The organism is Pseudomonas sp. DG56-2, assembly GCF_004803755.1.
In the GTDB taxonomy this organism is placed as follows: domain Bacteria; phylum Pseudomonadota; class Gammaproteobacteria; order Pseudomonadales; family Pseudomonadaceae; genus Aquipseudomonas; species Aquipseudomonas auratipiscis.
In genome coordinates, this window is the sequence record NZ_CP032311.1 from 5,445,066 (window position 1) to 5,471,042 (window position 25,977).

19 protein-coding genes are annotated in these 25,977 nt (G+C 58.0%); 11 read left to right on the plus strand and 8 right to left on the minus strand.

The window, feature by feature from the left end:
- The gene (gene typA, locus D3Z90_RS24990) at window positions 1-1,824 is read right to left on the minus strand and encodes a translational GTPase TypA (protein WP_136478547.1); all 1,824 of its coding nucleotides are present in this window, start codon (window positions 1,822-1,824) and stop codon (window positions 1-3) included.
- A 127-nt stretch (window positions 1,825-1,951) separates the two neighbouring features.
- Window positions 1,952-3,406, minus strand: coding sequence for a tRNA uracil 4-sulfurtransferase ThiI (gene thiI / locus D3Z90_RS24995; RefSeq protein ID WP_136478548.1), 1,455 nt, complete (start codon window positions 3,404-3,406; stop codon window positions 1,952-1,954).
- A gap of 331 nt (window positions 3,407-3,737) precedes the next feature.
- On the opposite strand from thiI, the gene glnA reads away from it, so the two are divergent.
- The 4 genes from glnA (at window position 3,738) to ntrC (ending at window position 8,598) form a co-directional block, all read left to right on the plus strand.
- On the plus strand, window positions 3,738-5,144 hold the full coding sequence (gene glnA, locus D3Z90_RS25005; RefSeq protein WP_045181822.1) for a glutamate--ammonia ligase: 1,407 nt from the start codon (window positions 3,738-3,740) through the stop codon (window positions 5,142-5,144).
- Between the two features lie 131 nt (window positions 5,145-5,275).
- Window positions 5,276-5,824: a chorismate mutase gene (locus D3Z90_RS25010; protein ID WP_136478549.1), complete on the plus strand. Its 549-nt coding sequence runs from the start codon at window positions 5,276-5,278 to the stop codon at window positions 5,822-5,824.
- A 255-nt stretch (window positions 5,825-6,079) separates the two neighbouring features.
- Entirely contained in the window at window positions 6,080-7,165 is a 1,086-nt protein-coding gene (gene glnL / locus D3Z90_RS25015; RefSeq protein WP_136478550.1) for a nitrogen regulation protein NR(II), read from the plus strand.
- Window positions 7,162-8,598, plus strand: a complete 1,437-nt coding sequence (gene ntrC / locus D3Z90_RS25020; protein ID WP_136478551.1) for a nitrogen regulation protein NR(I) — start codon at window positions 7,162-7,164, stop codon at window positions 8,596-8,598. Before glnL ends, ntrC begins: the two co-directional genes overlap by 4 nt.
- A gap of 259 nt (window positions 8,599-8,857) precedes the next feature.
- Here the strand turns inward: ntrC and D3Z90_RS25025 are convergent, their stop codons facing one another.
- Window positions 8,858-9,295 (minus strand): hypothetical protein, encoded by a 438-nt coding sequence (locus D3Z90_RS25025; protein WP_136478552.1) that lies wholly within the window; start codon window positions 9,293-9,295, stop codon window positions 8,858-8,860.
- Here D3Z90_RS25025 and trmL point away from each other — a divergent pair.
- The gene (gene trmL / locus D3Z90_RS25030) at window positions 9,294-9,749 is read left to right on the plus strand and encodes a tRNA (uridine(34)/cytosine(34)/5-carboxymethylaminomethyluridine(34)-2'-O)-methyltransferase TrmL (RefSeq protein ID WP_136478553.1); all 456 of its coding nucleotides are present in this window, start codon (window positions 9,294-9,296) and stop codon (window positions 9,747-9,749) included. The two genes, D3Z90_RS25025 and trmL, sit on opposite strands and share 2 nt — an antisense overlap.
- Before the next feature lie 77 nt (window positions 9,750-9,826).
- On the opposite strand, the gene secB is transcribed toward trmL, so the two are convergent.
- From secB to D3Z90_RS25045, 3 genes are read right to left on the minus strand one after another with little or no spacing between them, the layout of a single operon-like run.
- A complete protein-coding gene (gene secB / locus D3Z90_RS25035) occupies window positions 9,827-10,315 on the minus strand; it encodes a protein-export chaperone SecB (protein WP_136478554.1) in 489 nt (162 codons plus the stop codon).
- 41 nt (window positions 10,316-10,356) lie between these two features.
- Window positions 10,357-10,611 carry a glutaredoxin 3 gene (gene grxC / locus D3Z90_RS25040; protein WP_136478555.1) on the minus strand — a complete coding sequence of 85 codons (255 nt, stop codon included), beginning with the start codon at window positions 10,609-10,611 and terminating at the stop codon, window positions 10,357-10,359.
- 1 nt (window position 10,612) lies between these two features.
- Window positions 10,613-11,026 carry a rhodanese-like domain-containing protein gene (locus D3Z90_RS25045; RefSeq protein ID WP_136478556.1) on the minus strand — a complete coding sequence of 138 codons (414 nt, stop codon included), beginning with the start codon at window positions 11,024-11,026 and terminating at the stop codon, window positions 10,613-10,615.
- 214 nt (window positions 11,027-11,240) lie between these two features.
- On the opposite strand from D3Z90_RS25045, the gene gpmI reads away from it, so the two are divergent.
- The 4 genes from gpmI to D3Z90_RS25065 all read left to right on the plus strand — a co-directional run bounded on the left by gpmI (window position 11,241) and on the right by D3Z90_RS25065 (window position 16,447).
- Window positions 11,241-12,776 carry a 2,3-bisphosphoglycerate-independent phosphoglycerate mutase gene (gene gpmI, locus D3Z90_RS25050; RefSeq protein ID WP_136478557.1) on the plus strand — a complete coding sequence of 512 codons (1,536 nt, stop codon included), beginning with the start codon at window positions 11,241-11,243 and terminating at the stop codon, window positions 12,774-12,776.
- Between the two features lie 185 nt (window positions 12,777-12,961).
- Window positions 12,962-14,248, plus strand: a complete 1,287-nt coding sequence (locus D3Z90_RS25055) for a murein hydrolase activator EnvC (protein WP_136478558.1) — start codon at window positions 12,962-12,964, stop codon at window positions 14,246-14,248.
- Between the two features lie 88 nt (window positions 14,249-14,336).
- A complete protein-coding gene (locus tag D3Z90_RS25060; RefSeq protein WP_136478559.1) occupies window positions 14,337-15,665 on the plus strand; it encodes a S41 family peptidase in 1,329 nt (442 codons plus the stop codon).
- 8 nt (window positions 15,666-15,673) lie between these two features.
- Window positions 15,674-16,447, plus strand: coding sequence for a divergent polysaccharide deacetylase family protein (locus tag D3Z90_RS25065; RefSeq protein WP_136478560.1), 774 nt, complete (start codon window positions 15,674-15,676; stop codon window positions 16,445-16,447).
- Between the two features lie 4 nt (window positions 16,448-16,451).
- Here D3Z90_RS25065 and D3Z90_RS25070 read toward each other — a convergent pair whose 3' ends face one another.
- On the minus strand, window positions 16,452-21,092 hold the full coding sequence (locus D3Z90_RS25070; RefSeq protein WP_136478561.1) for a dermonecrotic toxin domain-containing protein: 4,641 nt from the start codon (window positions 21,090-21,092) through the stop codon (window positions 16,452-16,454).
- A gap of 202 nt (window positions 21,093-21,294) precedes the next feature.
- Window positions 21,295-23,241: a BCCT family transporter gene (locus D3Z90_RS25075; RefSeq protein WP_256658399.1), complete on the minus strand. Its 1,947-nt coding sequence runs from the start codon at window positions 23,239-23,241 to the stop codon at window positions 21,295-21,297.
- Window positions 23,242-23,715: 474 nt separating this feature from the next.
- On the opposite strand from D3Z90_RS25075, the gene betI reads away from it, so the two are divergent.
- Window positions 23,716-24,381, plus strand: a complete 666-nt coding sequence (gene betI / locus D3Z90_RS25080) for a transcriptional regulator BetI (RefSeq protein ID WP_136478563.1) — start codon at window positions 23,716-23,718, stop codon at window positions 24,379-24,381.
- Between the two features lie 29 nt (window positions 24,382-24,410).
- Window positions 24,411-25,883 carry a betaine-aldehyde dehydrogenase gene (gene betB / locus D3Z90_RS25085; protein ID WP_136478564.1) on the plus strand — a complete coding sequence of 491 codons (1,473 nt, stop codon included), beginning with the start codon at window positions 24,411-24,413 and terminating at the stop codon, window positions 25,881-25,883.
- The last annotated feature ends 94 nt before the right edge of the window (window positions 25,884-25,977 follow it).

A 25,977-nucleotide genomic window follows, 5' to 3' on the forward strand; every position in this document is an offset into this window, starting at 1 on the left:
TTAGTTAGCTTTGGCTTTCTTGGCAGCGCGAGTACGCTCGCCTTCGTCGAGGATCTTCTTACGCAGACGGATCGACTTAGGTGTTACTTCGCACAGCTCGTCGTCCTGGATGAATTCCAGAGCCTGTTCCAGGGTGAAGCGAACAGGCGGAACCAGAGCGATGGTTTCGTCTTTACCCGAAGCGCGCATGTTGTCGAGCTTCTTGCCCTTGGTAGGGTTGACGCCCAGGTCGTTGTCACGGCTGTTCAGGCCAACGATTTGACCGTTGTAGATCTCCTGACCGTGCTCTACGAACAGCTTGCCGCGAGCCTGCAGAGTTTCCAGGGAGTAGGTCAGGGCCTTGCCGGTTTCAACCGAAACCAGTACGCCGTTCTGACGGCCGGACATGTGGCCGGACTTCATCGGAGCGTAGCGATCGAAGATCGAGGTCAGGATGCCTGCACCGTTGGTCAGGGTCAGGAACTGGTTACGGAAACCGATCAGACCACGGGCTGGGATGTTGTATTCCAGGCGTACACGGCCCTTGCCATCCGGAACCATGTTGGTCAGGTCGCCTTTACGCAGACCCATTTCTTCCATGACCTTGCCCTGCGAATCTTCAGGGATGTCGATGGTGACGTTTTCGAACGGCTCGTTCTTCACGCCGTCGACTTCACGGATGATTACTTCCGGACGACCAACACCCATTTCGAAGCCTTCGCGACGCATGGTTTCGATCAGTACCGACAGGTGCAGCTCACCACGGCCGGACACCTTGAACTTGTCAGCCGAGTCGCCTTCTTCAACGCGCAGTGCAACGTTATACAGCAGCTCTTTGTCCAGACGCTCTTTGATGTTACGGCTGGTGACGAACTTGCCTTCTTTACCGCAGAACGGCGAGTCGTTGACCTGGAAGGTCATCGAAACGGTTGGCTCGTCGACGGTCAGTGGCTTCATCGCCTCTACTGCGTCCGGGGAGCACAGGGTGTCGGAGATGAACAGCTCGTCGAAGCCGCTGATGCAGACGATGTCGCCGGCCAGCGCTTCTTCAACGTCGATGCGGTGCAGACCGTGGTGACCCATCAGCTTCAGGATACGGCCGTTACGCTTCTTGCCGTCGACATCGATAGCGACAACCGGAGTGTTCGGCTTGACGCGACCACGAGCGATACGGCCAACACCGATAACACCCAGGAAGCTGTTGTAGTCCAGTGCCGAGATTTGCATCTGGAACGGACCGTCACGGTCAACGGCAGGAGCCGGTACGTTGTCGATGATCGACTGGTACAGCGGGGTCATGTCTTCGGCCATTTCGGTGTGGTCCAGACCGGCAATACCGTTCAGGGCCGAGGCGTAGACGACTTTGAAGTCCAGCTGTTCTTCGGTAGCACCGAGGTTGTCGAACAGATCGAAGATCTGGTCCAGAACCCAGTCAGGACGTGCGCCTGGACGGTCAACCTTGTTGATCACCACGATTGGACGCAGGCCGGCTTCGAAAGCCTTCTTGGTCACGAAACGGGTTTGCGGCATAGGGCCGTCTTGGGCGTCGACCAGCAGCAGCACCGAGTCAACCATCGACATTACACGCTCAACCTCGCCACCGAAGTCGGCGTGGCCTGGGGTGTCGACGATGTTGATGTGGTAGCCGTTCCAGTTGATGGCGGTGTTTTTCGCCAGAATGGTAATACCGCGCTCTTTTTCCTGGTCGTTGGAGTCCATGACGCGCTCGTCGTTGAGCTCGTTACGCTCCAGAGTGCCGGATTGACGCAGGAGTTTGTCGACCAAAGTGGTTTTACCATGGTCAACGTGGGCGATGATGGCGATGTTACGTAGATTTTCGATCACTTGTGTATCTCGATCAGAGGATTCGGGTTGCCACTATTTTAAGTGGCGAATATGAATGAACGGCGCTCAGACTGCCCGGCGGTCGGGAGGGCGATGGCGGATACTGCCGCCATACAACCCCGGCGTCTTATGCCGGTCGATAAACACGCACATTGGCATGTCCCTCGCTCAGCAGGTGATGGGCATGCAGCCGACTCATCACGCCCTTGTCGCAATACAGCAAGTACTGGCGCGTAGGGTCCAGGTCCTTGAAGCGGCTATTGATCGCATAAAACGGCATCACTTTGACTTCGATGCCGTCCAGTTGCAGCGGTTCATCTTCTTGGGCATCCGGATGACGAATATCGATGACGACTTGACCGGCCAGCGCCTGCTCGACTTCCTCGACCTGGATATCCTGGCTCAGCTCATCGATCACATTGTCGATGGAAATCAGGCGGGCGCGCTCCAGGGCACGCTCCAGCACGGCCATGTCGAACTGTTTCTCTTCATGTTCCATGCGATGACGCTTGGCATGAGTGGTCGGGTTTACCGAGATCACGCCGCAATACTCAGGCATATGCTTGGCGAAGTCGGCGGTGCCGATTTCGTTGGCCTGGTCGATGATGTCCTGTTTGTGGCTAGCCAGCAGCGGGCGCAGTACCAGCTTGTCGGTCGCCGAATCGATGATCGCCAGGTTCGGCAGAGTTTGGCTGGAAACCTGGGAAATCGCCTCGCCGGTTACCAGTGCGTCGATTTCCAGACGATCGGCCATGTGCGCCGCCGCACGCAGCATCATGCGCTTGAGCGTGACGCCCATGTAACTGTTATCGACCTTGCCGAGGATCTCACCGACCACTTCTTCGAACGGCACGCTGATAAACAGAACGCGCTGGCTGCTACCGTACTTTTTCCACAGGAAGTGGGCGACTTCCATCACCCCCAGCTCGTGGGCACGGCCGCCCAGGTTAAAGAAGCAGAAGTGGGTCATCAGGCCGCGACGCATCATCTGATAAGCCGCAACGGTAGAGTCGAAACCACCGGACATCAGTACCAGGGTCTGCTCCAGGGCACCCAGCGGGTAGCCGCCAATGCCTTTGTGCTGGTTGTGAATCACATACAGACGCTTGTCACGCACCTCGATGCGCACTTCGACCTCAGGGTTGCGCAAGTCGATACCTGCAGCACCGCACTGCTGGCGCAATTGGCTGCCAACATAACGATCGACATCCATCGAGGTGAAATCGTGGTGACCGCCACGCTTGCAACGCACGGCGAAACGCTTGCCAGCCAGCAGGTGACCGAAGTGCGCCTTGCACTTGGCGACGATGTCGTCGAAGTCACCCAGCGGGTACTCGTCAACCTGCAGGAAATGGGCAATGCCGGGCATGCACGTGAGGCGCTCGGTCATCTCGCGCAGAACCTTTTCGTCCTCGACATGAGTGATCACTTCGAGGTTGTCCCAGACACCGTTGACCGCGAGCGCAGGATCGAGGTCCTTGAGCACGGTACGGATGTTGCGGCCCAGTTGACGAATGAAACGCTTGCGAACCGGGCGGCTCTTGATGGTGATCTCTGGGAAGACTTTTACGATTAGTTTCATGAAAAACTGCGCGCGAGCTACCGACTAAAAAAGTGGGGCGCGGATTATAGCGGAAATTGCTCAAGGTTTGACCAATTAATGTGCAGAAGGTTTTTCGTGCACCATAATGGGTCGTCAAAGGAAAATTACGCCTCGTTACAGTGCATAAACCGCCCGACATTTTGCTGGCAATGCCCGGAAACGCTTGGGAATGGGGCAAACTTTCCAAACCGGGGCACTGGCATGCAATTTGCTCCCTTGTGAGGCAGGTTGCCTTGGCCGACTATTCGCGCCCGGCATCACCCAAATTCAAGGGCTGCACAGGCAAGCTCTACCCCACCCGGAGGACACTATGTCGAAGTCGGTTCAACTCATCAAAGATCATGACGTTAAATGGATTGATCTGCGCTTCACTGATACCAAAGGCATTCAACATCACGTCACCATGCCATCGCGTGATGCGCTGGACGAAGATTTCTTCGAGGCCGGCAAGATGTTCGACGGTTCCTCCATTGCTGGCTGGAAAGGCATCGAAGCTTCCGACATGATCCTGATGCCGGACGACTCCTCCGCCGTACTCGACCCGTTCACCGAAGAGCCGACCCTGATTCTGGTCTGCGACATCATCGAACCTTCGACCATGCAAGGCTATGACCGCGACCCTCGCGCCATTGCCCGCCGCGCTGAAGAGTACCTGAAGACCACCGGTATCGGTGACACCGTATTCGTCGGTCCAGAGCCTGAGTTCTTCATCTTCGACGAAGTGAAGTTCAAGTCCGACATCTCCGGCTCGATGTTCAAAATCTACTCCGAGCAAGGCTCGTGGATGTCCGACCAGGACGTGGAAGGCGGTAACAAAGGCCACCGTCCAGGCGTCAAAGGCGGCTACTTCCCAGTGCCTCCATTCGACCACGACCACGAAATCCGTACTGCCATGTGCAACGCCATGGAAGAAATGGGCCTGGTCATCGAAGTTCACCACCACGAAGTGGCAACTGCCGGCCAGAACGAAATCGGCGTGCAGTTCAACACCCTGGTGAAGAAGGCTGACGAAGTTCAGACTCTCAAGTACTGCGTACACAACGTTGCCGACGCTTACGGTCGCACCGCTACCTTCATGCCTAAGCCGCTGTACGGCGACAACGGCTCGGGTATGCACGTACACATGTCCATCTCCAAAGAAGGTAAGAACACCTTCTCCGGCGAAGGCTATGCCGGCCTGTCCGATACTGCTCTGTACTTCATCGGCGGCATCATCAAGCACGGTAAGGCACTGAACGGCTTCACCAACCCGGCTACCAACTCCTACAAGCGTCTGGTACCAGGCTTCGAAGCCCCGGTAATGCTGGCCTACTCCGCTCGCAACCGTTCGGCATCGATCCGTATTCCATACGTTTCCAGCCCGAAAGCCCGTCGCATCGAAGCTCGCTTCCCGGACCCGGCTGCCAACCCATACCTGTGCTTCGCTGCACTGATGATGGCCGGCCTGGACGGTATCCAGAACAAGATCCACCCAGGCGATGCCGCTGATAAGAACCTGTACGACCTGCCGCCTGAAGAGGCGAAAGAGATTCCACAGGTTTGCGGCAGCCTGAAAGAAGCCCTGGAAGAGCTGGACAAGGGCCGTGCGTTCCTGACCAAAGGTGGCGTGTTCTCCGACGACTTCATCGATGCCTACATCGCTCTGAAGAGCGAAGAAGAAATCAAGGTTCGTACCTTCGTACACCCACTGGAATACGAGCTGTACTACAGCTGCTAATCCAGTAACGCACTAAAGAAAGGCCTCTTCGGAGGCCTTTTCTTTTTTTCTGACATCGTTATACGAAACAACTGACAGGTACTGGAACCGGATAAAGGCAAACTGGCTTTTTCTAACGAGGCCAGCCCACCATGCGCATACCGCTACTTGCCGCACTGACAGCCCCCTTGTTGTCAATTCAAGGTTGCACTCCGACAACACCAGCAGACACGGCACTGGTCCAGCTGCTGGACAGTATGGAGCAACGCCTGGACATATCCGAACAGGTTGCCTTGAGCAAATGGGATTCTGGCCAGCTGGTCCAGGCACCTCAGCGCGAACGCCAGGTCATTGCCCAGGCGCAATCAGAGGCACTCCGCTCCGGCGTCGATGCTCAGCGCGCAGGCGTATTTTTTTTCGATCAGATCGAAGCCAACAAACTGCTGCAATACAGCGCGTTATCGCGCTGGCATGCAGCAGGCAGCGCCCCACAGACACCACGCATCGACCTGGCAACGCAACTGCGCCCACAACTGGATCGCCTGCAGCAAGTCTTGCTCGATGAACTGGCCGAATTTGATCGTCATAGACCCGAGCCCTGCTCGTCAGCCTTGGCTCAAGCCATAGAAAAGCGGAAAAAGAGTCCCGAACGCTCCTTGGCGCTGATTCGTGCCACCGCCCATTTGTGTCCAGCACTATGAACCCCCCCTATGCTCTATATTGGTGCACAGAACAGCGTTACCAGGAGCGGACCAGCCCAATTTGGTTCAAGCCAAGGGCTAATGTAGGGCTTTACAGCCATATTTAGCGCAAATCCAGGACTTTATCCGGCAGATCCGCTTCTTTTCGGAGCCTTGGTTTGTTTTTTGCATTTTCTTGTTACCAGCAGACAACCAGCGCCCGCGATCCCGGCACAGCCGGGGTCGTCATGAGCCAAAAGAGGTCAAAGACGCCCCATGACCATCAGCGATGCCCTGCACCGACTGCTACTGGACAACCTGACAACCGCGACCATATTGCTCAATGCCGATTTGCGCCTTGAGTACATGAACCCGGCAGCTGAAATGCTTCTGGCTATCAGTGGTCAACGCAGCCACGGGCAATTCATCAGTGAGTTGTTCACCGAATCACCGGAAGCGCTCAATTCATTGCGCCAGGCGGTCGAGCACGCGCATCCATTCACCAAGCGCGAAGCCCTGCTGACCTCTTTGACCGGACAAACCCAGACTGTCGACTATGCGGTAACGCCGATTCTGAGTGGCGGGCGAACCTTGTTGCTGCTTGAAGTACACCCCCGCGACCGACTGCTGCGGATCACCAAGGAGGAGGCCCAACTGTCCAAGCAGGAAACCACCAAATTGCTGGTGCGTGGCCTGGCCCATGAGATCAAGAACCCACTCGGGGGCATCCGTGGAGCCGCACAGCTGCTTTCCAGGGAGTTGCCCGAGGAAGGCCTCAAGGATTACACCAATGTGATCATTGAAGAGGCCGACCGCCTGCGTAACCTGGTCGACCGCATGCTCGGCTCGAACAAACTGCCGTCGCTGGCGATGACCAATATTCATGAAGTCCTCGAGCGGGTGTGCAGCCTGGTCGAGGCTGAAACCCAGGGCGGAATTACCCTGGTACGCGACTACGACCCGAGCCTGCCGGACGTGCTGATCGACCGCGAGCAAATGATCCAGGCCGTACTCAACATCGTGCGTAATGCCATGCAAGCCATCAGTGGCCAGAACGAACTTCGCCTGGGGCGAATCAGTCTGCGCACCCGGGCCATGCGCCAGTTCACCATTGGCCACACACGCCATCGCCTGGTGGCCAAGGTCGAGATCATCGACAACGGCCCAGGTGTTCCGGCCGAGCTGCAAGAAACCATCTTTTACCCAATGGTCAGCGGCCGTCCGGACGGTACCGGGCTGGGCTTGGCCATCACCCAGAACATCATCAGCCAGCACCAGGGCCTGATCGAATGTGACAGCCATCCAGGCCACACCATCTTTTCGATTTTCCTGCCGCTGGAACAAGGAGCCAACGCCTCATGAGCCGAAGTGAAACCGTCTGGATCGTCGACGATGATCGTTCCATCCGCTGGGTCCTGGAAAAAGCCCTGCAACAGGAAGGCATGACCACCCAGAGCTTCGACAGTGCCGACGGGGTCATGAGTCGCCTGGCCCGCCAGCAGCCGGATGTGATCATCTCCGATATCCGCATGCCCGGCGCCAGCGGCCTGGACCTGCTCGCACAGATTCGCGAACAGCATCCGCGCCTGCCAGTGATCATCATGACCGCCCATTCGGACCTCGACAGCGCGGTGGCCTCCTATCAAGGTGGTGCCTTCGAATACCTGCCCAAACCGTTCGACGTCGATGAGGCAGTGTCATTGGTCAAACGGGCCAATCAGCACGCTCAGGAGCAGCAAGGACTGGATGCCGCTCCAACCCTGACCCGCACCCCGGAAATCATTGGCGAAGCGCCAGCGATGCAGGAGGTGTTCCGCGCCATCGGCCGCCTGAGCCACTCCAACATCACCGTGCTCATCAACGGCGAGTCAGGCACCGGCAAAGAGCTGGTAGCCCATGCCCTGCACCGCCACAGCCCCCGTGCGGCTTCACCGTTCATCGCCTTGAACATGGCAGCCATTCCCAAGGACCTGATGGAATCCGAGCTGTTCGGTCACGAAAAAGGCGCGTTTACCGGTGCCGCCAACCTGCGTCGAGGGCGATTCGAGCAGGCCGACGGCGGCACGCTGTTCCTCGACGAGATCGGCGATATGCCGGCCGATACCCAAACCCGACTGCTGCGTGTACTGGCTGATGGCGAATTCTATCGGGTTGGCGGTCATGTGCCGGTCAAGGTCGATGTGCGGATTATCGCGGCGACTCACCAAAACTTGGAAACCCTGGTACAAGCCGGCAAGTTCCGCGAAGACTTGTTCCATCGCTTGAACGTTATCCGTATTCATATTCCACGCCTGGCCGATCGTCGCGAGGACATCCCGACACTGGCGCGACACTTCCTCGGCCGTGCCGCTCAGGAACTCGCGGTCGAGCCCAAGCTGCTCAAGCCGGAAACCGAAGAGTTCATGCGCAATCTGCCGTGGCCAGGCAACGTTCGCCAGCTGGAAAACACTTGTCGCTGGATCACGGTGATGGCGTCGGGTCGGGAAGTGCATGTTGGTGACTTGCCGCCTGAACTGCTCAACCTGCCTCAGGACACCGCTCCGGTGACCAACTGGGAACAGGCATTGCGTCAGTGGGCAGACCAGGCTTTATCCCGTGGCCAATCGAGCCTGCTCGACAGCGCCGTGCCAAGTTTCGAACGCATCATGATCGAGACGGCCCTCAAGCACACTGCTGGCCGACGGCGCGATGCTGCGGTGCTGCTCGGCTGGGGGCGCAACACCTTGACGCGCAAAATCAAGGAACTGGGAATGAAAGTGGCCGGCGGTGAAGAGGACGGCGAGGACGAAGCCTGACTCATCAATGGCTCACCTGCTGGAGGAGCGGTAGGTGCGGGCTTGCCCCGCAACCTGCCTTCTGGCAGCAGTTTCTCTACATGCACCGAACCAGTGCTCGATGCACCGCAGCAAAGCAGAAATCCCCGGGAGAAGCCCGATATAGACGCCAAAACCCGCTAATTTGAGGGTTGAAACAAAACTGGCACACACCCTGCATTAGTATCGGTACTTCCAGTTTCGGGGGCCTTGGTACAGGCAGGCCGGGGATTCCCCTCTTTTATTCGTGCAGGCGAACCTGCACTCGCCAGCGTCCATCTTGCTCCGCTCCGACCCAGTTGCCGTGCAGCGGTCGGGCCGCGATCAAGGTTACCAGCAACCCGCCATCGCTTTTCTGAATCCGCCAACTGACAGGCTTGCCCTGCTGTTCAAGCTGGCCTCGAGCCGCTTTGCCCTGCGCCTCGAACAGCAAGGCCACCGTGCCATCGACCTCTTCGCCATGGAGCTTGGGCTCCTCGTTGAACCACAGGTCCAAGCCGCCTTCGACTATCTGTACCTGTTGCAATTCGCGAGGCTCGGGGGTGGTCAGCCGACCGATCATCAGTCCGACCAGCATGCCGACAATCGCCAGCGAAAACAGCACTCGTGGCCATTGCTGCGAACGCCGGTCCGGTTCAGGAGTAGAATGCTCGCTATCTTTATGTTCGGAGCCGTGCATGTTTCACGTCATCCTCTTTCAACCAGAGATTCCGCCGAATACCGGCAACATTATCAGGCTGTGTGCCAACAGCGGCTGCCACTTGCACCTGATCGAGCCCATTGGCTTCGAACTGGACGACAAGCGTCTGCGTCGCGCCGGGCTGGACTACCACGAGTATGCCACTCTCAAACGTCATACCGATTTGTCCAGTTGCCTGGAAAGCCTCGGCCAGCCACGACTGTTCGCCTTCACTACCAAGGCCTCGCACCCCTACCACGAAACGGCGTTCCAGCCTGGTGATGCCTTTTTGTTCGGCCCGGAAAGCCGGGGCCTGCCTGCCGAGGTACTCGACAACCTGCCTGCGCAGCAGCGCCTGCGGCTGCCCATGCGCCCGGGGTGCCGGAGCCTGAACCTTTCTAATACGGTGGCAGTGACAGTGTATGAGGCTTGGCGTCAGCAGGGTTTTGCCTGACGGTTATCGCCCGATTCCTCGACAGCCCCATGAAAAAAGCGCCCATCAGGGCGCTTTTTCGGCACATTGCAACAAGCTTATTGCAGCGAGGGGGCTTCGCCAGCTTCCTGCATGCGTTGCATTTCTTGTGCGTACAGCGCATCGAAGTTGACTGGCGATAGCATCAGGGCCGGGAACGAACCGCGGGTCACCAGGCTGTCCAGCGCTTCACGCGCATACGGGAACAGGATGTTCGGGCAGAACGCACCCAGGGTGTGGCTCATCGAAGCCGGGTCCAGGTTCTTGATCAGGAAGATACCGGCCTGTTGGACTTCAGCGATGAAGGCCACTTCGTCACCGTTCTTGACGGTAACCGACAGGGTCAGCACGACTTCGTGGAAATCACCTTCCAGACCTTTCTGCTTGGTGTTCAGGTCCAGGGCAACACTTGGTTCCCACTGCTGACGGAAGATCGCCGGGCTTTTCGGCGCTTCGAACGACAGGTCACGCACATAGATGCGCTGCAGGGAGAATTGTGGAGCGCTTTCGTCAGCAGCGGCCGCTTCGTTGTTCTGTTGATCAGTCATGACAGATCCTTCTTTGCAGGGTCTTTAATAGGGGTTCTTGGTCAAGCCTTGAGCAAACCATCGAGCTTGCCGGAGCGCTCAAGGGCATACAGGTCGTCGCAACCGCCGACATGGGTACTGCCGATCCATATCTGCGGTACCGAGGTACGGCCGGCCTTCTGGACCATTTCAGCACGCACCTGCGGCTTGCCATCGACCTTGATCTCTTCGAAAGCCACACCTTTGCTCTGCAACAGGTGCTTGGCCCGCGAGCAGTAAGGGCAGTAGTCGCTGGAGTAGACGATGACGTTGTTCATATCACTTCACCAGAGGCAGGTTGTCGGCTTTCCAGCTCGACACACCACCGGACAGCTTGGCAGCGGTAAAACCGGCCTTGAGCAATTCACGGGCGGTGGTGCCGGCATGCTGGCCCATCGCATCGACCACGATCAGGGTCTTGGCCTTGTGCTTTTCCAGCTCGCCGATACGGGCAGCGAACTTGTCTTGCGGAATATTCAGAGCGCCAACAATGTGGCCAGCCGCGTAATCCTTGGTCGAACGGATGTCGATAACCAGGCCTTTCTCGCTGTTGACCAGTGCCGTCAGCTCGCCGGTACTCAGGCTACGACCACCTTTGCGGGCTTCAGTAACGATCAGCAGAATCAGCAGAACGACGAAGATACCAACCAGCAGATAGTGATTTGTTGCGAATTCAATCAGGTGAGCAACCATCGGAGGGTGTTCCAGGCCATTAAAAATGTTGGCCAGTATACACAGCCCCCTAGGTCGGCCAAAGCCCGCCCGAGCGGCTAGCTGCCAGTAATTCTCATCTATGCCTGCTGTCCGTCGGCCAACGCTGGGCGGCGGGCAAGGTAAATTCGTCATTCATGGCCAATTTGCCCTAAAATGCGTGTCTTTATCATCTGAACAACCGTGAGTGCGATTGATGACGAGCACGCCAAAACCTTTGGTCCTGATCATCCTGGATGGTTTCGGTCATAGCGAAAGCCACGAATACAACGCCATCTACTCGGCCAACACGCCGGTCTACGATCGCCTGCGCGCCACCCAGCCGCATGGCTTGATCTCGGGCTCGGGCATGGACGTCGGCCTGCCTGACGGACAGATGGGCAACTCGGAAGTGGGTCATATGAACCTTGGCGCTGGCCGCGTGGTTTACCAGGACTTCACTCGGGTGACCAAATCCATCAAAGATGGCGACTTTTTCGAAAATGCCGTGCTGTGCGGCGCGGTCGACAAAGCCGCATCAGCCGGCAAAGCCGTCCACATTCTCGGTCTGCTTTCCGATGGTGGCGTGCACAGCCACCAGGACCACTTGATCGCCATGGCCGAACTGGCCGCACAGCGTGGCGCCGAGAATATCTACCTGCACGCCTTCCTTGACGGCCGTGACACGCCCCCCAAAAGCGCACAGTCGTCCATCGAGCTGCTCGACGCCACGTTCGCCAAGCTCGGCAAGGGCCGCATCGCCAGCCTGATCGGTCGCTACTACGCTATGGACCGCGATAATCGCTGGGACCGTGTTGCAGCTGCCTATAACCTCATCGTCGACAGCGCCGCCGAATTTACCGCCGACAACGCCAAGGCTGGCCTCGAAGCTGCCTACGCCCGTGGCGAGAGCGACGAGTTCGTCAAAGCCACACGCGTTGGCGCAGCAGTCAAGGTCGAAGACGGCGACGCGGTAATCTTCATGAATTTTCGCGCCGACCGCGCCCGCGAACTGTCGCGCGTGTTCGTCGAAGCCGATTTCAACGAATTCCCACGAGCACGCCTGCCGAAATTGGCGGCCTATATCGGCCTGACCCAGTATTCGGCAAAAATCCCGGCCCCTGCCGCTTTTGCCCCTGGCAGCTTGGACAACGTGCTGGGCGAATACCTGGCCAAGAACGGCAAGACTCAGCTACGCATTGCCGAAACCGAGAAGTACGCGCACGTCACCTTCTTCTTCTCCGGCGGTCGCGAAGAACCGTTCGAAGGCGAAGAGCGCATCCTGATTCCATCGCCAAAGGTCGCTACCTATGACCTGCAGCCGGAAATGAGCGCTCCGGAAGTGACCGACCGCATCGTTGAAGCCATCGAGCAGCAGCGTTACGACGTGATCGTGGTCAACTATGCCAACGGCGACATGGTCGGCCATAGCGGTGTATTCGAAGCGGCGGTCAAGGCAGTTGAGGCACTGGACCTGTGTGTCGGGCGCATCGTCCAAGCTCTCGACAAGGTTGGCGGCGAAGCCTTGATCACGGCTGACCATGGCAACGTCGAGCAAATGGAAGATGCCTGTACTGGTCAGGCGCACACCGCGCATACCACCGAGCCGGTGCCTTTCATCTATGTCGGCAAACGCAACGTCAAGGTCCGCGAAGGCGGTGTTCTGGCTGACGTCGCGCCAACCATGCTCAAACTGCTGGGCCTTGAAAAACCAGCAGAAATGACCGGCGAGTCGATTCTCGTAGAGGGCTGAAGCTAAAAGTCATCAGCACCAAGGGGCAAGAAAAGGCGCAATCGCGCGCGATCTTCTTGCCACTTGATGCGTGCAACTTGAAGCTTTAGCCGACCAACGCCTCAACGCAGTTGCCTTGAGGCGTTTTTTTTGCGGCCTGCGGCGGGCATACTAGGCCAGTCTCCATCCCTGGTGTCGCTCACTCCATGTTCCGCGTCCTGATCGTTCTAGCCATGTCTTGCTTGCTCAGCCCGGCGTTTGCCGATGAGCGCGCGCAAACCCAGCAGCAACTGGACGCCACGCGTCAGGACATTGCCGAGCTGAAAAAAATGCTTGGCCAGTTGCAGCAGGAAAAATCCGGTGTGCAGAAAGACCTGCGCAATACCGAAACCGATATCGGCAAGCTGGAAAAGCAGGTGGAGGCCCTGCAACAGGAACTAAAAAAGACCGAGGGCGAGCTGGAGCGCCTTGATCAAGAGAAAAAAAAACTCCAGAGCGCCCGCGTTGAACAACAACGGCTGATTGCCATCCAGGCCCGTTCGGCTTACCAGAACGGCCGCGAGGAATACCTCAAGCTGCTGCTCAACCAGCAGAACCCGGAAAAATTCGCTCGCACCCTGACCTATTACGACTACCTCAGCCAGGCGCGCCTGGCGCAGTTGCGCAGTTTCAATGAAACCTTGCGCCAGTTGGCCAACGTCGAACAGGACATCAGCCTGCAGCAAGCCCAGCTACTGGCCCAGCAAGGCAACCTGGACGCTCAGCGCCAGGAACTCGAAAAAGTACGCAGCGAACGCCAGCAAGTACTGGCCAAGCTCAATACCGACGTCAAAGCCCGCGACCAGAAACTGCAGGCTCGTGAGCAGGATCAGGCCGACCTGAGCAAAGTTCTCAAAACCATTGAAGAAACCCTGGCCCGACAGGCCCGTGAAGCCGAAGCAGCCCGTCAAAAGGCGCTGCTCGCGGCCCAGGAAGCGCAAAAGCAGCGTCAGCGCGACGCCCTGGCAGCAAGCAGCAGCGCGACGCCAAGCAAACCCAAGGCCCTTCCCGGCCCCCTGGTTTCCAGCAGCGGCGAAACCTTCGGCGGCGCTTTTTCTTCGGCTCGAGGAAAACTTCCATGGCCGGTCAATGGTCGATTGCTCGCGCGGTTTGGCGAAGCCCGTGGCGGTGACTCACGGGCAAAATGGGACGGGGTAATGATCAGTGCCTCTGCCGGCAGCCAAGTACGTGCTGTGCATGGCGGTCGAGTCGTGTTCGCCGACTGGTTGCGCGGCGCTGGACTTCTGGTCATTCTCGACCATGGTAATGGTTACCTGAGCCTGTACGGCCACAACCAGAGCCTGCTCAAGAGTGCCGGAGACGTGGTCAAGGCCGGTGAGGCCATTTCCACCGTCGGCGACAGCGGTGGCCAGAACAGCTCGGGGCTGTATTTCGCCATCCGCCAGCAAGGTCGCCCCAGCGACCCCGCACAATGGTGCCGTGCCCAAGGATAGGCCCACCCCTTATTTGACGGCCTAGCGTGAGATCACGCTGTGCCGAAGCTCCAGCCGGAGCGCTACCAGGATCAGGAGTTCGTTCGACATGCTGCATTCGCCTCGCCTCACCTCGCTGGCCCTGACCATCGCCATGGTCCTTGGCGCGCCCCTGGCCCGCGCGGCCGAGCCGACCAAGCCCACCGCGGTGCCGGCCACGACGGTATCGGCTGCCGCTTCCGCCAAGGCACCGTTGCCTCTGGACGAGCTGCGCACCTTTGCCGAGGTCATGGACAGGATCAAAGCCGCTTATGTCGAACCTGTAGACGACAAGACCCTGCTGGAAAACGCCATCAAAGGCATGCTCAGCAACCTCGATCCGCACTCCGCCTACCTGGGGCCGGAAGATTTCCAGGAACTGCAGGAAAGCACCAGCGGCGAATTCGGCGGCCTGGGCATCGAAGTCGGTATGGAAGATGGCTTCGTCAAAGTGGTATCGCCAATTGACGACACGCCGGCCTCACGTGCCGGAATCGAAGCCGGCGACCTGATCGTCAAGATCAATGGCCAACCAACTCGCGGCCAGACCATGACTGAAGCGGTCGACAAGATGCGCGGCAAGATCGGTGAGAAAATTACCCTGACGCTGGTACGCGACGGCGGCACGCCATTCGACGTAACCCTTGCCCGCGCAGTCATTCAGGTCAAGAGCGTGAAGAGCCAACTGCTCGAAGACGGCTACGGCTATATCCGTATTACCCAGTTCCAGGTCAAGACCGGTGAAGAAGTCGGCAAGGCCCTGGCCAAGCTGCGCAAAGACAACGGTAAGAAGCTGCGCGGTCTGGTCCTGGACCTGCGCAACAACCCCGGAGGTGTACTGCAATCGGCGGTTGAAGTGGCAGACCACTTCTTGACCAAAGGCTTGATCGTCTACACCAAGGGACGGATTGCCAACTCCGAGCTGCGCTTCTCTGCCGATCCAGCCGACGCCAGTGAAGCAGTACCGCTTGTGGTACTGATCAACGGTGGCAGCGCCTCGGCGTCGGAAATTGTCGCTGGCGCACTGCAAGACCAGAAGCGCGGCGTGCTGATGGGGACCGACAGCTTCGGCAAGGGCTCGGTGCAAACCGTATTGCCGTTGAACAATGATCGTGCGCTCAAGCTCACCACAGCGCTGTATTACACCCCCAATGGCCGTTCGATTCAGGCCCAGGGCATTGTTCCGGACATCGAGGTGCGCCAGGCGAAGTTGACCGCCGAGCAAGACACCGAGAACTTCAAGGAAGCCGACCTGCAAGGCCACTTGGGCAACGGTAATGGTGGTGCCGACCGGCCAACCAGCAACGCCAAGCGCAAAGAGCGGCCACAAGACAACGACTTCCAGCTCAGCCAGGCCCTCAGCCTGCTCAAGGGCTTGAGCATCACCCACAGCAAGTGACGCTCTGCATGCGCTACCTGTTGTGCACCCTTCTGTATCTGTTGAGCAGCGCCGCTTTTGCGGCGCCTGCCCATCAGGGCAAAGCCTACCTGAGCCTGATCATCGATGACCTGGGCCAGAACAGCGCTCGCGACAGCCGTACCTTGGCCCTACCCGGCCCGGTAACACTGGCGATCATGCCCGACACCCCTCATGCCACAGACTTCGCCCGCCAGGCCCACAAGGCTGGAAAGACGGTGATTCTGCACATGCCCATGGACCCGGCAACCGGTCCTTACGCCTGGCATCCGGGTACGCCACTGCCCGAGCTGGCGCAGCGCCTGGCTGCGGCCCTGGACAAGGTGCCTTATGCCGCTGGGATCAACAATCACATGGGCAGTCGCATGACGTCGCAAGCCGAGCCGATGGCCTGGCTTATGGCTGAACTGCAACGCCGTCACCTGTACTTCATCGACAGCCGCACCAGCGCGGCCACCGTGGCCGCGGCCAAGGCTCAAGCACTCGATCTCGCGCATGTGTCGCGGGATGTGTTCCTCGATGATGTACGCACCCCAGAAGCCATTGCCGCGCAACTACAGCAAGGGATCGACTTGGCGCGCAAGCAGGGGTCGGCGGTGCTGATCGGCCACCCCTACCCGCAGACCCTCGAAGTGCTCGAACGCGAACTGCCCCGGCTCAAAAGCCAGGGCATCGAGTGGATCACCATCGGCCAAATGATTGCCCAACGTGGCAACCTGGCCATGCCAGCCCATGGCAAACACGGCCTGTACCAGAACCGCTAGCTGGTCACTCGAAGGGAATAATGCCCTCCACATCAGCCAAGCGCAGTTTGCCCCGATAGATATCCAGCACGTCGTTGTTTTGGGCCGCGCGCATTTGCGCCTCCCGCCCAAGTTTGCGTTGTGCCCAGATTTTCAGATGCCCCTGGGTGAAGCTACGGTCATCGGCGTCCTCGCTGGAGTAGTGGAAGTGCGCCTCCCAAAGGCCCACTCCCCGGTCTTGTCCCAACTCGGGAAGCCGCCTGATTTCATAAACATCCAAATAGTCATGGGCTGCCAATCTCCTGCGCGACACACTACGAGCTATCGTTACCTGTCTTTCCTGGAACAGATACTTCAGGCCATTTGCCGAAGGATGGCTGGTGGTCAAATACAACGACTTGAGCAGATCCCGCTGGTTCGACTCCAGGCGTTGGATGCCGCTGCGCAGCTCTTCGTACAGCGGGGCGTCCACTGAACTCCGCGCTATGCCAGCCATGACTTCCTGCAACTTCTGCGTGTGCTGCTCCATGACCGTCGTCAACCCCAGCGGCTCCTTGGAGTTGCTGTAACGCCGCGCAAGATCAACCACCGAGTTGATTTCATCGAGTAATTTACGCGCACGTTTTCTGATACCGCGCATGTTGTCTGGCGTCGAAGGCGAGGTAGGAGCGAGTGGGTCGCGGGCCGGTGCAACCTCTTCAACCCCCCGCGGGTCGAAGGTTTTCAGGACATTGCCCTGACTGTCCTTCTGTTGGATGACCGGAGCGCCGTCGACCTCCAACTCTTCACCCAGTACGCTCCTACCCTTTTGCGTCAGAACCACGCGCCGTTTACCGCCCCGGGAGTGCTGCGAGTACGTACGAACAGGACGCGGCTCAGCAAGCTCTTGCTCTCGTACCGCCGAAGTCATTTCCTTTCTAGCCGAGTCCTGAAGCTTCTTCAGCGATGCCCGGTACAGCTTGAGTTTCTCACTTCGGATAGCAGGACCGCCCAGACTTGCCAGATAATCAGCCATACAGGCTGCTTCTTCGTACGACTCCAGTACGCCATTGAGGACGTCGATGCGTTCTGCCAGGGTCAGCTCACTTCCGGCCAGTTCACCATGGGCTGCGCCGGCGCTCTTTAACGCAGGGCCGTCCAAATACCCTTCGTACTCTTGCAGCACCTGCTCGTCAGTGCCCTGCAGCCGATCCAGACTGAGCTCGGCAAGGTCTTCCAGCAGGTGAAATTCCAGATCGACCGCGTTGAGTTGTCTCAGCTTGATCATCTTCTTCAGTATCGAATCCCTGTTTACTTTCTCACCGTCTGCATCCTTGAAGAAAATCGACTGATCCTTGAGCGTATCTTCGAGCAGGTTATCCATATGGCTCGACACTTCAATAAGGTTTTCCCCCCATCCCTGAACCTTTTCCAATACCGCAACAAAGTGCCTGTACTCCTGCGTCTCTGCCTCGGTTTCTGGTAGAACCGCAATTCGATCCTTGAGCTTGTCGACGTTTTCTTCATTGAGTATTTTCGCCACCTCGTTGAAGTAAGCCTCTGCGTACTCCAAAAAGCTCTGGCGCACGTAACTCCGCTGCTGAGTAAGCACATCGACAAAACCCGGCTCCATGAAGCTCATCTGGTTCAATGCGCTCAGTATGTTGTCGTGTTCAAGGTTGTTGTCGATAACCTGCTTCAGCTCGGCAACGACTCGCTCATTGATCCGTTTGTGCAAGCCTATGAGCAAATTGAGCTTGTCTTTCTCTACGTCGTTGGGCTCAGGCAGGGCCCGCAACGCTTCAATCTGCCCCTGGTTTTCGATCAATTGATCGCGGTGCCGATTGAACGTCTCACGGATCGGTTCGCTTTTGCTGATGATCTGCGCTTCTTCTGCCCTGAGCGCCACCATTCGCTTCTGGTTCTCCTCCCGCAGCCGCTGCACACGGCTTTTGGGCATTCCGCCACGCAAACGCAGCCCATCATCAATGCGCCAGACGCCATGCTTACTAACAATCCATGGGCCGAGACGCCCTGACGGGTCAGCTATGCGCACTTGACCATCGGCAAGCGATAGCAGGTATACATCTCCCGCCAGGCTCACGTAATAATGACCGGCTATCAGATAGAGTCCTGCAGTGTCCCCAGTCGCCAATGGCTCGTGCTCATTCACGGAGACGTCGGTGCGCATGGCCAGTAACGCCTCCCGCTGCCCGGCGGTGAGCATGTTGAAACCTTGCCTTCCACGCCAGGACAGATCCAGCTGCAGTTGGCCCTGCGCGGCAAGCGCACTTGGGAGGAACGTTTCTCCCTGGCGTACAACGGTTGTTGAATGGCTCCCCTGCGGCGCCTGCACAGGTAAGCCATCGAATGTAGTCGGGTGAGGTCGCGGGACGACATCGGGAATGCTCTTCGCAGGCAACCTTGCATGCAAAAGCACCATCGCAGTATTGAAAATCAGGTCCACCGCAGCTGCACTACGCTCACTTCGCGATCCCTTTTGCAACGCATTGATGTCATTGCTAAGTGACATCAGAAGCTGAACCATCCAGGCGAATACGGCAACCGGACCTTTGAGTGGAAGTGAAACCACCTGAAAGAGCAGCCAAGCACCCTCACTTAGAATGGCCCAGCGACTTTCCTGGTTGGAAACCGACTGACGATCCGCGAGCTCGACAAGCAGATCACGGTTTGACTCGTAGAGTTTCAGATCGACATCTGTCCTCCAGAACCGTGGGGCAAAAGTCGGTGGTTTGGGCGCTTCGGGCAATAATCCAGTATCAATAATTGGCCTGTTCCAATGCGGTTCGCTGAAGCCACCCAAGTCATAGAGGGGTCGGGCTTGCGGCAACATCCATTCAAGAATGCTCTGTTGCAGCGACTCAGAGGCACGAATCGAAGCCAACATTGCTTCGATACTGGCGAACTCCAGTATCGTCTGGGTGGGGTACAAAGGGCGGAAGAGGATCACTGTCGCAGGCTGCGCCGAGAACAGAACATACATGCCTCGAACCAGATCATAATCACTGCCTTGCGCATCAGGTGTGAAAGCCAATGGCATCAACTGCATGCTTGGCTGCATTTCATCTACTTGATATCGGCAATAGCTCGCGACAACCTGTAATCCAGTCTCGCTTAGCGTTTCGTTCAACCTTGCTTTAAGCGCACTGAACAGCAGCGAACACCGCCACTCCCTGGCAAAACGAATCACCCGCTGGGGCTTGGCGCTCGGATCATCGAGCATTCGGGCCACGTAAGCCGGATAGCTGCCACCGATGTCGACACGCTGGACCAGGGACTGAACATAGGCGGGTGTCATCCACGGCATGATCAACTGCGCTTCACGGTGAGTGATCGCTGTAATCGTGGCACCGCCTAGCGAACTCAAATTACCTATGGCGAAATCGCTCAGGGTTTCAGTGCGCGTTTCGATACTTGAGTCGCCCACCCCTGCACCTGCCCCCCCGGCAGCGCCAGCGACCGTTGTCAGCGTCAGCTTCAAATCATCGGGAAAGTAATTTGCCTCCGTTGGAAAGTCACTCAGTAACTGCGCTCTCAAACGGTTGCGGGTGTAGCTATAAAGATCAGCAACACCATCCAGCGCCGCGACGCCAGCGGACTCGAGCTGCGCCAATGCAAGATCGAACAGACCGCATTGAAAAGCGAAGCTGTCATTGGCCTCCCTTCGCATCAGACCAGGCGGAACGTGCACATTCGAATCGGCAATCGGTACATAGCCTTTTATAAACCAGGCCGATGGATCACTGAGCGCCGCGAAAAACTGCTCCATCGCTGCCACATCCACGCAGCTTAGGTACTCTCCTCGAACGAAGGGCTGGAACAGTGCATCGACCAACAACGCAGTTTGATGGGCGAAAATATCTCCCTCAAGCTCGTAGCGATGCCACGTCATCGAGTCGAAGTACAACATCGCGCCCAGTGTTTCGCGCAGCGCAAGCGTGAAGTCATCAAGCGATTCAAATGCCCGGACCACACCTGACGGTGCGACCCACACCACCAACTGCCGTTCGTCCAATTCGGTCGAGATAAGCAGGTTCGGCAGCGTCTGAGCGAACGATAGGCCATAGCGTTCGAGCTGAACCTGGACCACGAACACCTGCGGCTGCTCCTTTCCTCCCTTGAGCACCCCCTGAATGCAAAACCGCTCCTGGGCATCGAGACCTTGCAGAGGCAGGTTTTGCAACAGCGTCGACTTGAGCACCTGCTGCAGCCAGCAATCACGGCTCACGCCTTGGCTGCCGACGGCAGCCCAGTAATCAAGTTGCGCCTGGCAAAAAAGCTCGGCCAGCAGTTGACGCAACTCGTCGAGCTCACCGAGCGCCTTGTTCACTGACACCGTAGCGTGCTCCAGCTTGTTCCCTTCAGCGTCGTGCAGATAATGGGGTGCCGTTACCGACACCAGAAATTCGCCCCCTGCCGCTGCCATTGATTGCAGGCTTCGGTTCGCGAGCATCGCCTCAAGAAGCACATCTACCAACGAACGCGGTGTCCAGGATTGATAGGGCGTGGCCATTTGTGAGTTGTCGTCTGGGATCTGCAGCACCAACGGCCCACCATCAGGCAGCTGGGCCGCGGCAACGACCGGGTAGTGCGTCGCCAGAATTTCCAGGGCCTTGTGCCCGGCCAACTGGCGCAAGGTGGGACGATCAGCGAATTCGGCGGCCACGGCAGCATGGAAGTCCGCTGAAAGAGTTGAATTGCTGGGCATGTGGGATAGCTCCTGTGGGCAAGAGCATCGCAGGGTATTTCGGCGTCACCTTGCGCCTGCGGTACATATGGCTGGCCAATCACAGCACTGTGCAAAGGCGGCCAAAACGACAAAGGCCCGATTCTCACGAACCGGGCCTTTGTCGGACCTCTATAACTTGTTAGCTGTACACACGTCCCAGCAACTGGCGATGGCTCTCGAACTGATCAAGCACATCACGGGTGATCTGATCAGGTGTAAAGCCCATCAGGTCATACTCCTGGCTACCGTTATGCAGGTACACCTCGGCTCGGTAGAAGCGCTGACGCACCTCACTCTCACCTTCGACCGGCGCTTCGCTCGGAGCAGCCAGATAGCCGTCCAGGCTTACTTCATAAACGAAAGGATTGCCCTCTTCCATCATCACTCGCAGACCTATGGTCGAACGCGACTGGCCGATGCGGGTTTCTACCTCCACGCCTAAGTTCTGCAACTGTAGCGCAGCGTCCTTCAAGGCCGGGCTGATCTGCTTATCCATGAAGCGCTGGACCATCGCCTGGGTCGGCTGTAGATCCAACTGACTAAGACGCTCGCTGAAGCCGCGACGACCACGAGCTGCCAGCTCCGCTTGCTCCTGCTCGATCTGGCTATCCTGCTTCATGGCCTTGTACAAGCCGAACATGAACAACACCAATACCACCGAGAACGGCAGACCAGCCAGCACCACCATGGTTTGCATGGCTTCGAAGTTACCCGCGAACAGCAAACCTACGGTGACTACGGTGATGATTGCCGACCACAGAATACGCAGCCAATGCGGCGCATCTTCGTCAACGTTGCCACCTTTGCACGAAAGGTTGGCCATCATTACCGCACCGGAGTCAGCCGGCGTCAGGAACAACACGAAGCCGACGAAGATGGCCACGCCAACAACGATCTTGGCTGCCGGGAAGTGTTCAAGCAGTTGGTAGATCGACATCGAGGGCTGTTCCAGCGCTGTTCGCCCCAGCTCTACCGCGCCCTGGTTGATCACCAGGTCCAGAGCCGTGTTGCCGAATATCGAAAGCCAGGCCAGGGTAAAGCCCAACGGAATCAGCAGCACACCAGCGACCAGTTCACGAACAGTACGGCCACGAGAGATGCGGGCAATGAACATACCGACAAATGGACCCCAGGAAATCCACCAGGCCCAATAGAACACGGTCCACAAGCCCAACCAGCGTTCGGACTTGGCGCCGTCGCCTTCATAGACATAAAGATCAAAGGTCTTGAGCACCGCGCCATTGAGGTAGTCACCGATGTTCTGCACGAAGCTATTGAGCAAATGCAGGGTTGGACCATTGAGCAACACGAACAGCAACAGGCCGCTGAACAGAATGATGTTCAGGTTGGACAAGCGACGAATGCCATTTTCCACACCCGACACCGCCGCAATGGTCGCCACGGTGCTCATCACCAGAATCACGATCAGCAGGTTGGTTTTGCTGTGATCCATGCCAAACAAGTATTCCAGGCCCGAGGACACCTGCATCGAGCCGATACCAAGGTTGGTCACCAGGCCCAGCAAGGTTACGAACATGCCGAAGATGTCCACGGTGTGGCCCGCAGCACCCTTGACCCAACGCTCGCCGACCAGCGGATAGAGCGCCGAACGCAACGCCAATGGTTGGTTGTGGCGATAAGCGAAGTAGGCCACGGCCAGACCAACCAGGGCATAGATTGCCCAGCCGTGCAGGCCCCAGTGCAGGAAGGTCAACTGCAACCCTTCACGGGCGGCCTGGAGGCTGGCCGGCGAACCTTGTGGCGGGTTGAAGTAGTGGTCCAGCGGCTCGGAAGCACCGAAGTACAGCAGCGAAATACCGATACCGGAAGAAAACAGCATGCCGGCCCAGGCACCGTAACTGAAGTCCGGCTTGTCATCCTTGCCGCCAAGCTTGAGCTTGCCGAAGTTGGAGAAGGCCAGAACGATGACGAACAGCAGATAACCGCCAATCACCAGCATGTAGTACCAGCCAAAGCTGCGCGACAGCCAGGCCTGGGCCTGGCCGAGCACGCGGCCAGCTGTTTCGGGAACCGCAATAAGCAAGGCAGTCAAAAGCAGGATCAGTAGCGTCGAGGTGTAGAACACCACGCTATTGACCCGGACCCTCTCGGCAGGGGTCTTGATAAGTGAGGAACTCATTGCACGTAGGCTCCGGGCAGTGCGAGAGAAACGAAACGACCTTTGCCTGAGCAAATGGTGCAATAGCCCCACTGCGTCAGGTGTTATAAAAGCACCTTGAAAAACCGTGATCCCGAATCGATTGCGTTGAAAAAAACAGAACCGATACCCCGCTCCGAGGGTAGCGCCGCGCGATGTGTTACCGCTCGGCAGATCTGTTCAACGCGCCGCCTGCGCCCGTCAACGCCTTGTATTCCGGGGGTTACACGTCTTTTTGGGGTGCCAATTTGTGTCGCTGAACAGTGGAAAATTCCTGTCAATGGCACAGATTGTCGCAGAGCTTATTCTTTGTTGATTGAACGTTCAATCAAAACAAAATAGACTGGCCTTCGCCGAGGCAGCCGCTCGTCGTCTGCTCGCAGGCCTGAGGAGATTTGCAAAATGCCCAAGGTCGGTATGCAACCTATTCGCCGCCAGCAGTTAATCGAAGCCACATTGCTGGCTATTGACCAGGTCGGCATGGGAGACGCCAGCATTGCGCTGATCGCCCGTTTGGCCGGTGTGTCGAATGGCATCATCAGTCACTACTTTCAGGACAAGAACGGCCTGATCGCAGCGACTATGCAGTACTTGATGAGCGTGCTGAGCGAGAACGTCGTCGCCAACCGGCAGGCGCTCAAGAACAACAGCCCGCGTGCCCACCTGCAGGTGATCATCGAAGGCAACTTCGACGCCAGTCAGGTCAACGGCCCGGCAATGAAAACCTGGTTGGCCTTCTGGGCCTCCAGCATGCACCAGCCGTCTTTGCACAGGTTGCAGCGGATCAACGATCACCGCTTGTATTCCAACCTGTGCTGCCAGTTCCGCCGCGTCCTGCCGCTGCCTGAGGCACGCACTGCGGCGCGTGGGCTGGCAGCGTTGATCGATGGTCTGTGGCTGCGCGGTGCGCTGTCCGGAGAAGCTTTCGACACCGACCAGGCGAAACAAATCGCTTACGAATACATGGATCTACAACTGGCGAAGCAGACGAGTCCGAACACACAAACCCGGACCTCTGAACCACTACGCGCCGCAATTGCCAAACAGGCAGGAGCGTCGCTCGGATAGCCAAACCACAATGCACTTGCGAGGACACTATGGCCCGTTTCGAACTGCAAAAACTTTACATTGATGGTGGTTATGTCGACGCTTCCAGCGACGCTACCTTTGAAGCCATCAACCCGGCCAACGGCGAAGTCCTCGCCCAGGTGCAACGCGCCACCGAAGCAGACGTCGAGCGCGCAGTAGAAAGCGCCGAGCGCGGCCAGAAGGTCTGGGCGGCCATGACCGCCATGCAGCGTTCGCGCATCCTGCGTCGCGCCGTCGACATTCTGCGTGAGCGCAACGATGAGTTGGCCGCCCTGGAAACCCTGGACACCGGCAAGTCGTACTCCGAAACCCGCTACGTCGACATCGTCACCGGCGCCGACGTGCTGGAATACTACGCAGGCCTGGTACCGGCCATCGAAGGCGAGCAGATCCCGCTGCGCGACAGCTCGTTCGTCTACACCCGCCGCGAGCCGCTCGGTGTGACAGTGGGTATCGGTGCCTGGAACTACCCGATCCAGATCGCGCTGTGGAAATCCGCTCCAGCCCTGGCCGCCGGCAACGCGATGATCTTCAAGCCAAGCGAAGTCACCTCGCTGACGACCCTGAAACTGGCCGAAATCTACACCGAAGCTGGCCTCCCAGACGGCGTGTTCAACGTTCTGACCGGTAGCGGCCGCGAAGTCGGCACCTGGCTGACCGAGCACCCGCGCATCGAAAAAATCTCCTTCACCGGCGGCACCACTACCGGCAAGAAGGTCATGGCCAGCGCCTCGAGCTCGACGCTCAAGGAAGTCACCATGGAACTGGGCGGCAAGTCGCCGCTGATCATCTGCGAAGACGCTGATCTCGATCGCGCCGCCGATATCGCCATGATGGCCAACTTCTACAGTTCGGGCCAGGTCTGCACCAACGGCACCCGCGTATTCGTCCCTGCTTCGATGAAAGCAGCCTTCGAGGCCAAGATTGCCGAGCGCGTTGCGCGAATCCGTGTTGGTAACCCAGAAGACGAAAATACCAACTTCGGTCCACTGGTCAGCTTCGCTCACATGGAAAGCGTGCTGGGCTACATCGCCAAGGGCAAGGAAGAAGGTGCGCGCGTACTGTGCGGTGGCGAACGTCTGACCGATGGCGAGTTCGCCAAAGGTGCTTTCGTGGCCCCCACTGTGTTTACCGATTGCCAAGACGACATGACCATCGTCAAAGAAGAAATCTTTGGCCCAGTGATGAGCATCCTCTCCTACGAGAGCGAAGAAGAAGTCATTCGTCGTGCCAACGACACCGAATACGGCCTGGCCGCCGGCGTCTGCACCAACGACATCAGCCGCGCCCACCGCATCATCCATCAACTGGAAGCCGGTATCTGCTGGATCAACGCTTGGGGCGAATCGCCAGCTGAAATGCCGGTTGGCGGCTACAAGCAGTCCGGTGTCGGCCGCGAAAACGGCGTGAGCTCGCTGGCTCAGTACACCCGTATCAAATCGGTACAGGTTGAACTGGGTGGGTACACCTCGGTTTTCTGAGGCGACACGCCTCTGAAGCAACAGCTTCAAGCGGCAAGTTGCAAGTACCTGGCGGCGCGCGCTACGCCGACGCGTACTTGCAACTCCCACTAAT

Coding starts and splice junctions, on each gene's coding strand:
- D3Z90_RS25060 (WP_136478559.1), top strand. CDS start 14,337: ATGCTGCATTCGCCTCGCCTCACCTCGCTGGCCCTGACCATCGCCATG.
- D3Z90_RS25010 (WP_136478549.1), top strand. CDS start 5,276: ATGCGCATACCGCTACTTGCCGCACTGACAGCCCCCTTGTTGTCAATT.
- glnA (WP_045181822.1), top strand. CDS start 3,738: ATGTCGAAGTCGGTTCAACTCATCAAAGATCATGACGTTAAATGGATT.
- betB (WP_136478564.1), top strand. CDS start 24,411: ATGGCCCGTTTCGAACTGCAAAAACTTTACATTGATGGTGGTTATGTC.
- betI (WP_136478563.1), top strand. CDS start 23,716: ATGCCCAAGGTCGGTATGCAACCTATTCGCCGCCAGCAGTTAATCGAA.
- D3Z90_RS25065 (WP_136478560.1), top strand. CDS start 15,674: ATGCGCTACCTGTTGTGCACCCTTCTGTATCTGTTGAGCAGCGCCGCT.
- thiI (WP_136478548.1), bottom strand. CDS start 3,406: ATGAAACTAATCGTAAAAGTCTTCCCAGAGATCACCATCAAGAGCCGC.
- gpmI (WP_136478557.1), top strand. CDS start 11,241: ATGACGAGCACGCCAAAACCTTTGGTCCTGATCATCCTGGATGGTTTC.
- ntrC (WP_136478551.1), top strand. CDS start 7,162: ATGAGCCGAAGTGAAACCGTCTGGATCGTCGACGATGATCGTTCCATC.
- secB (WP_136478554.1), bottom strand. CDS start 10,315: ATGACTGATCAACAGAACAACGAAGCGGCCGCTGCTGACGAAAGCGCT.
- D3Z90_RS25045 (WP_136478556.1), bottom strand. CDS start 11,026: ATGGTTGCTCACCTGATTGAATTCGCAACAAATCACTATCTGCTGGTT.
- D3Z90_RS25055 (WP_136478558.1), top strand. CDS start 12,962: ATGTTCCGCGTCCTGATCGTTCTAGCCATGTCTTGCTTGCTCAGCCCG.
- grxC (WP_136478555.1), bottom strand. CDS start 10,611: ATGAACAACGTCATCGTCTACTCCAGCGACTACTGCCCTTACTGCTCG.
- glnL (WP_136478550.1), top strand. CDS start 6,080: ATGACCATCAGCGATGCCCTGCACCGACTGCTACTGGACAACCTGACA.
- D3Z90_RS25025 (WP_136478552.1), bottom strand. CDS start 9,295: ATGCACGGCTCCGAACATAAAGATAGCGAGCATTCTACTCCTGAACCG.
- trmL (WP_136478553.1), top strand. CDS start 9,294: ATGTTTCACGTCATCCTCTTTCAACCAGAGATTCCGCCGAATACCGGC.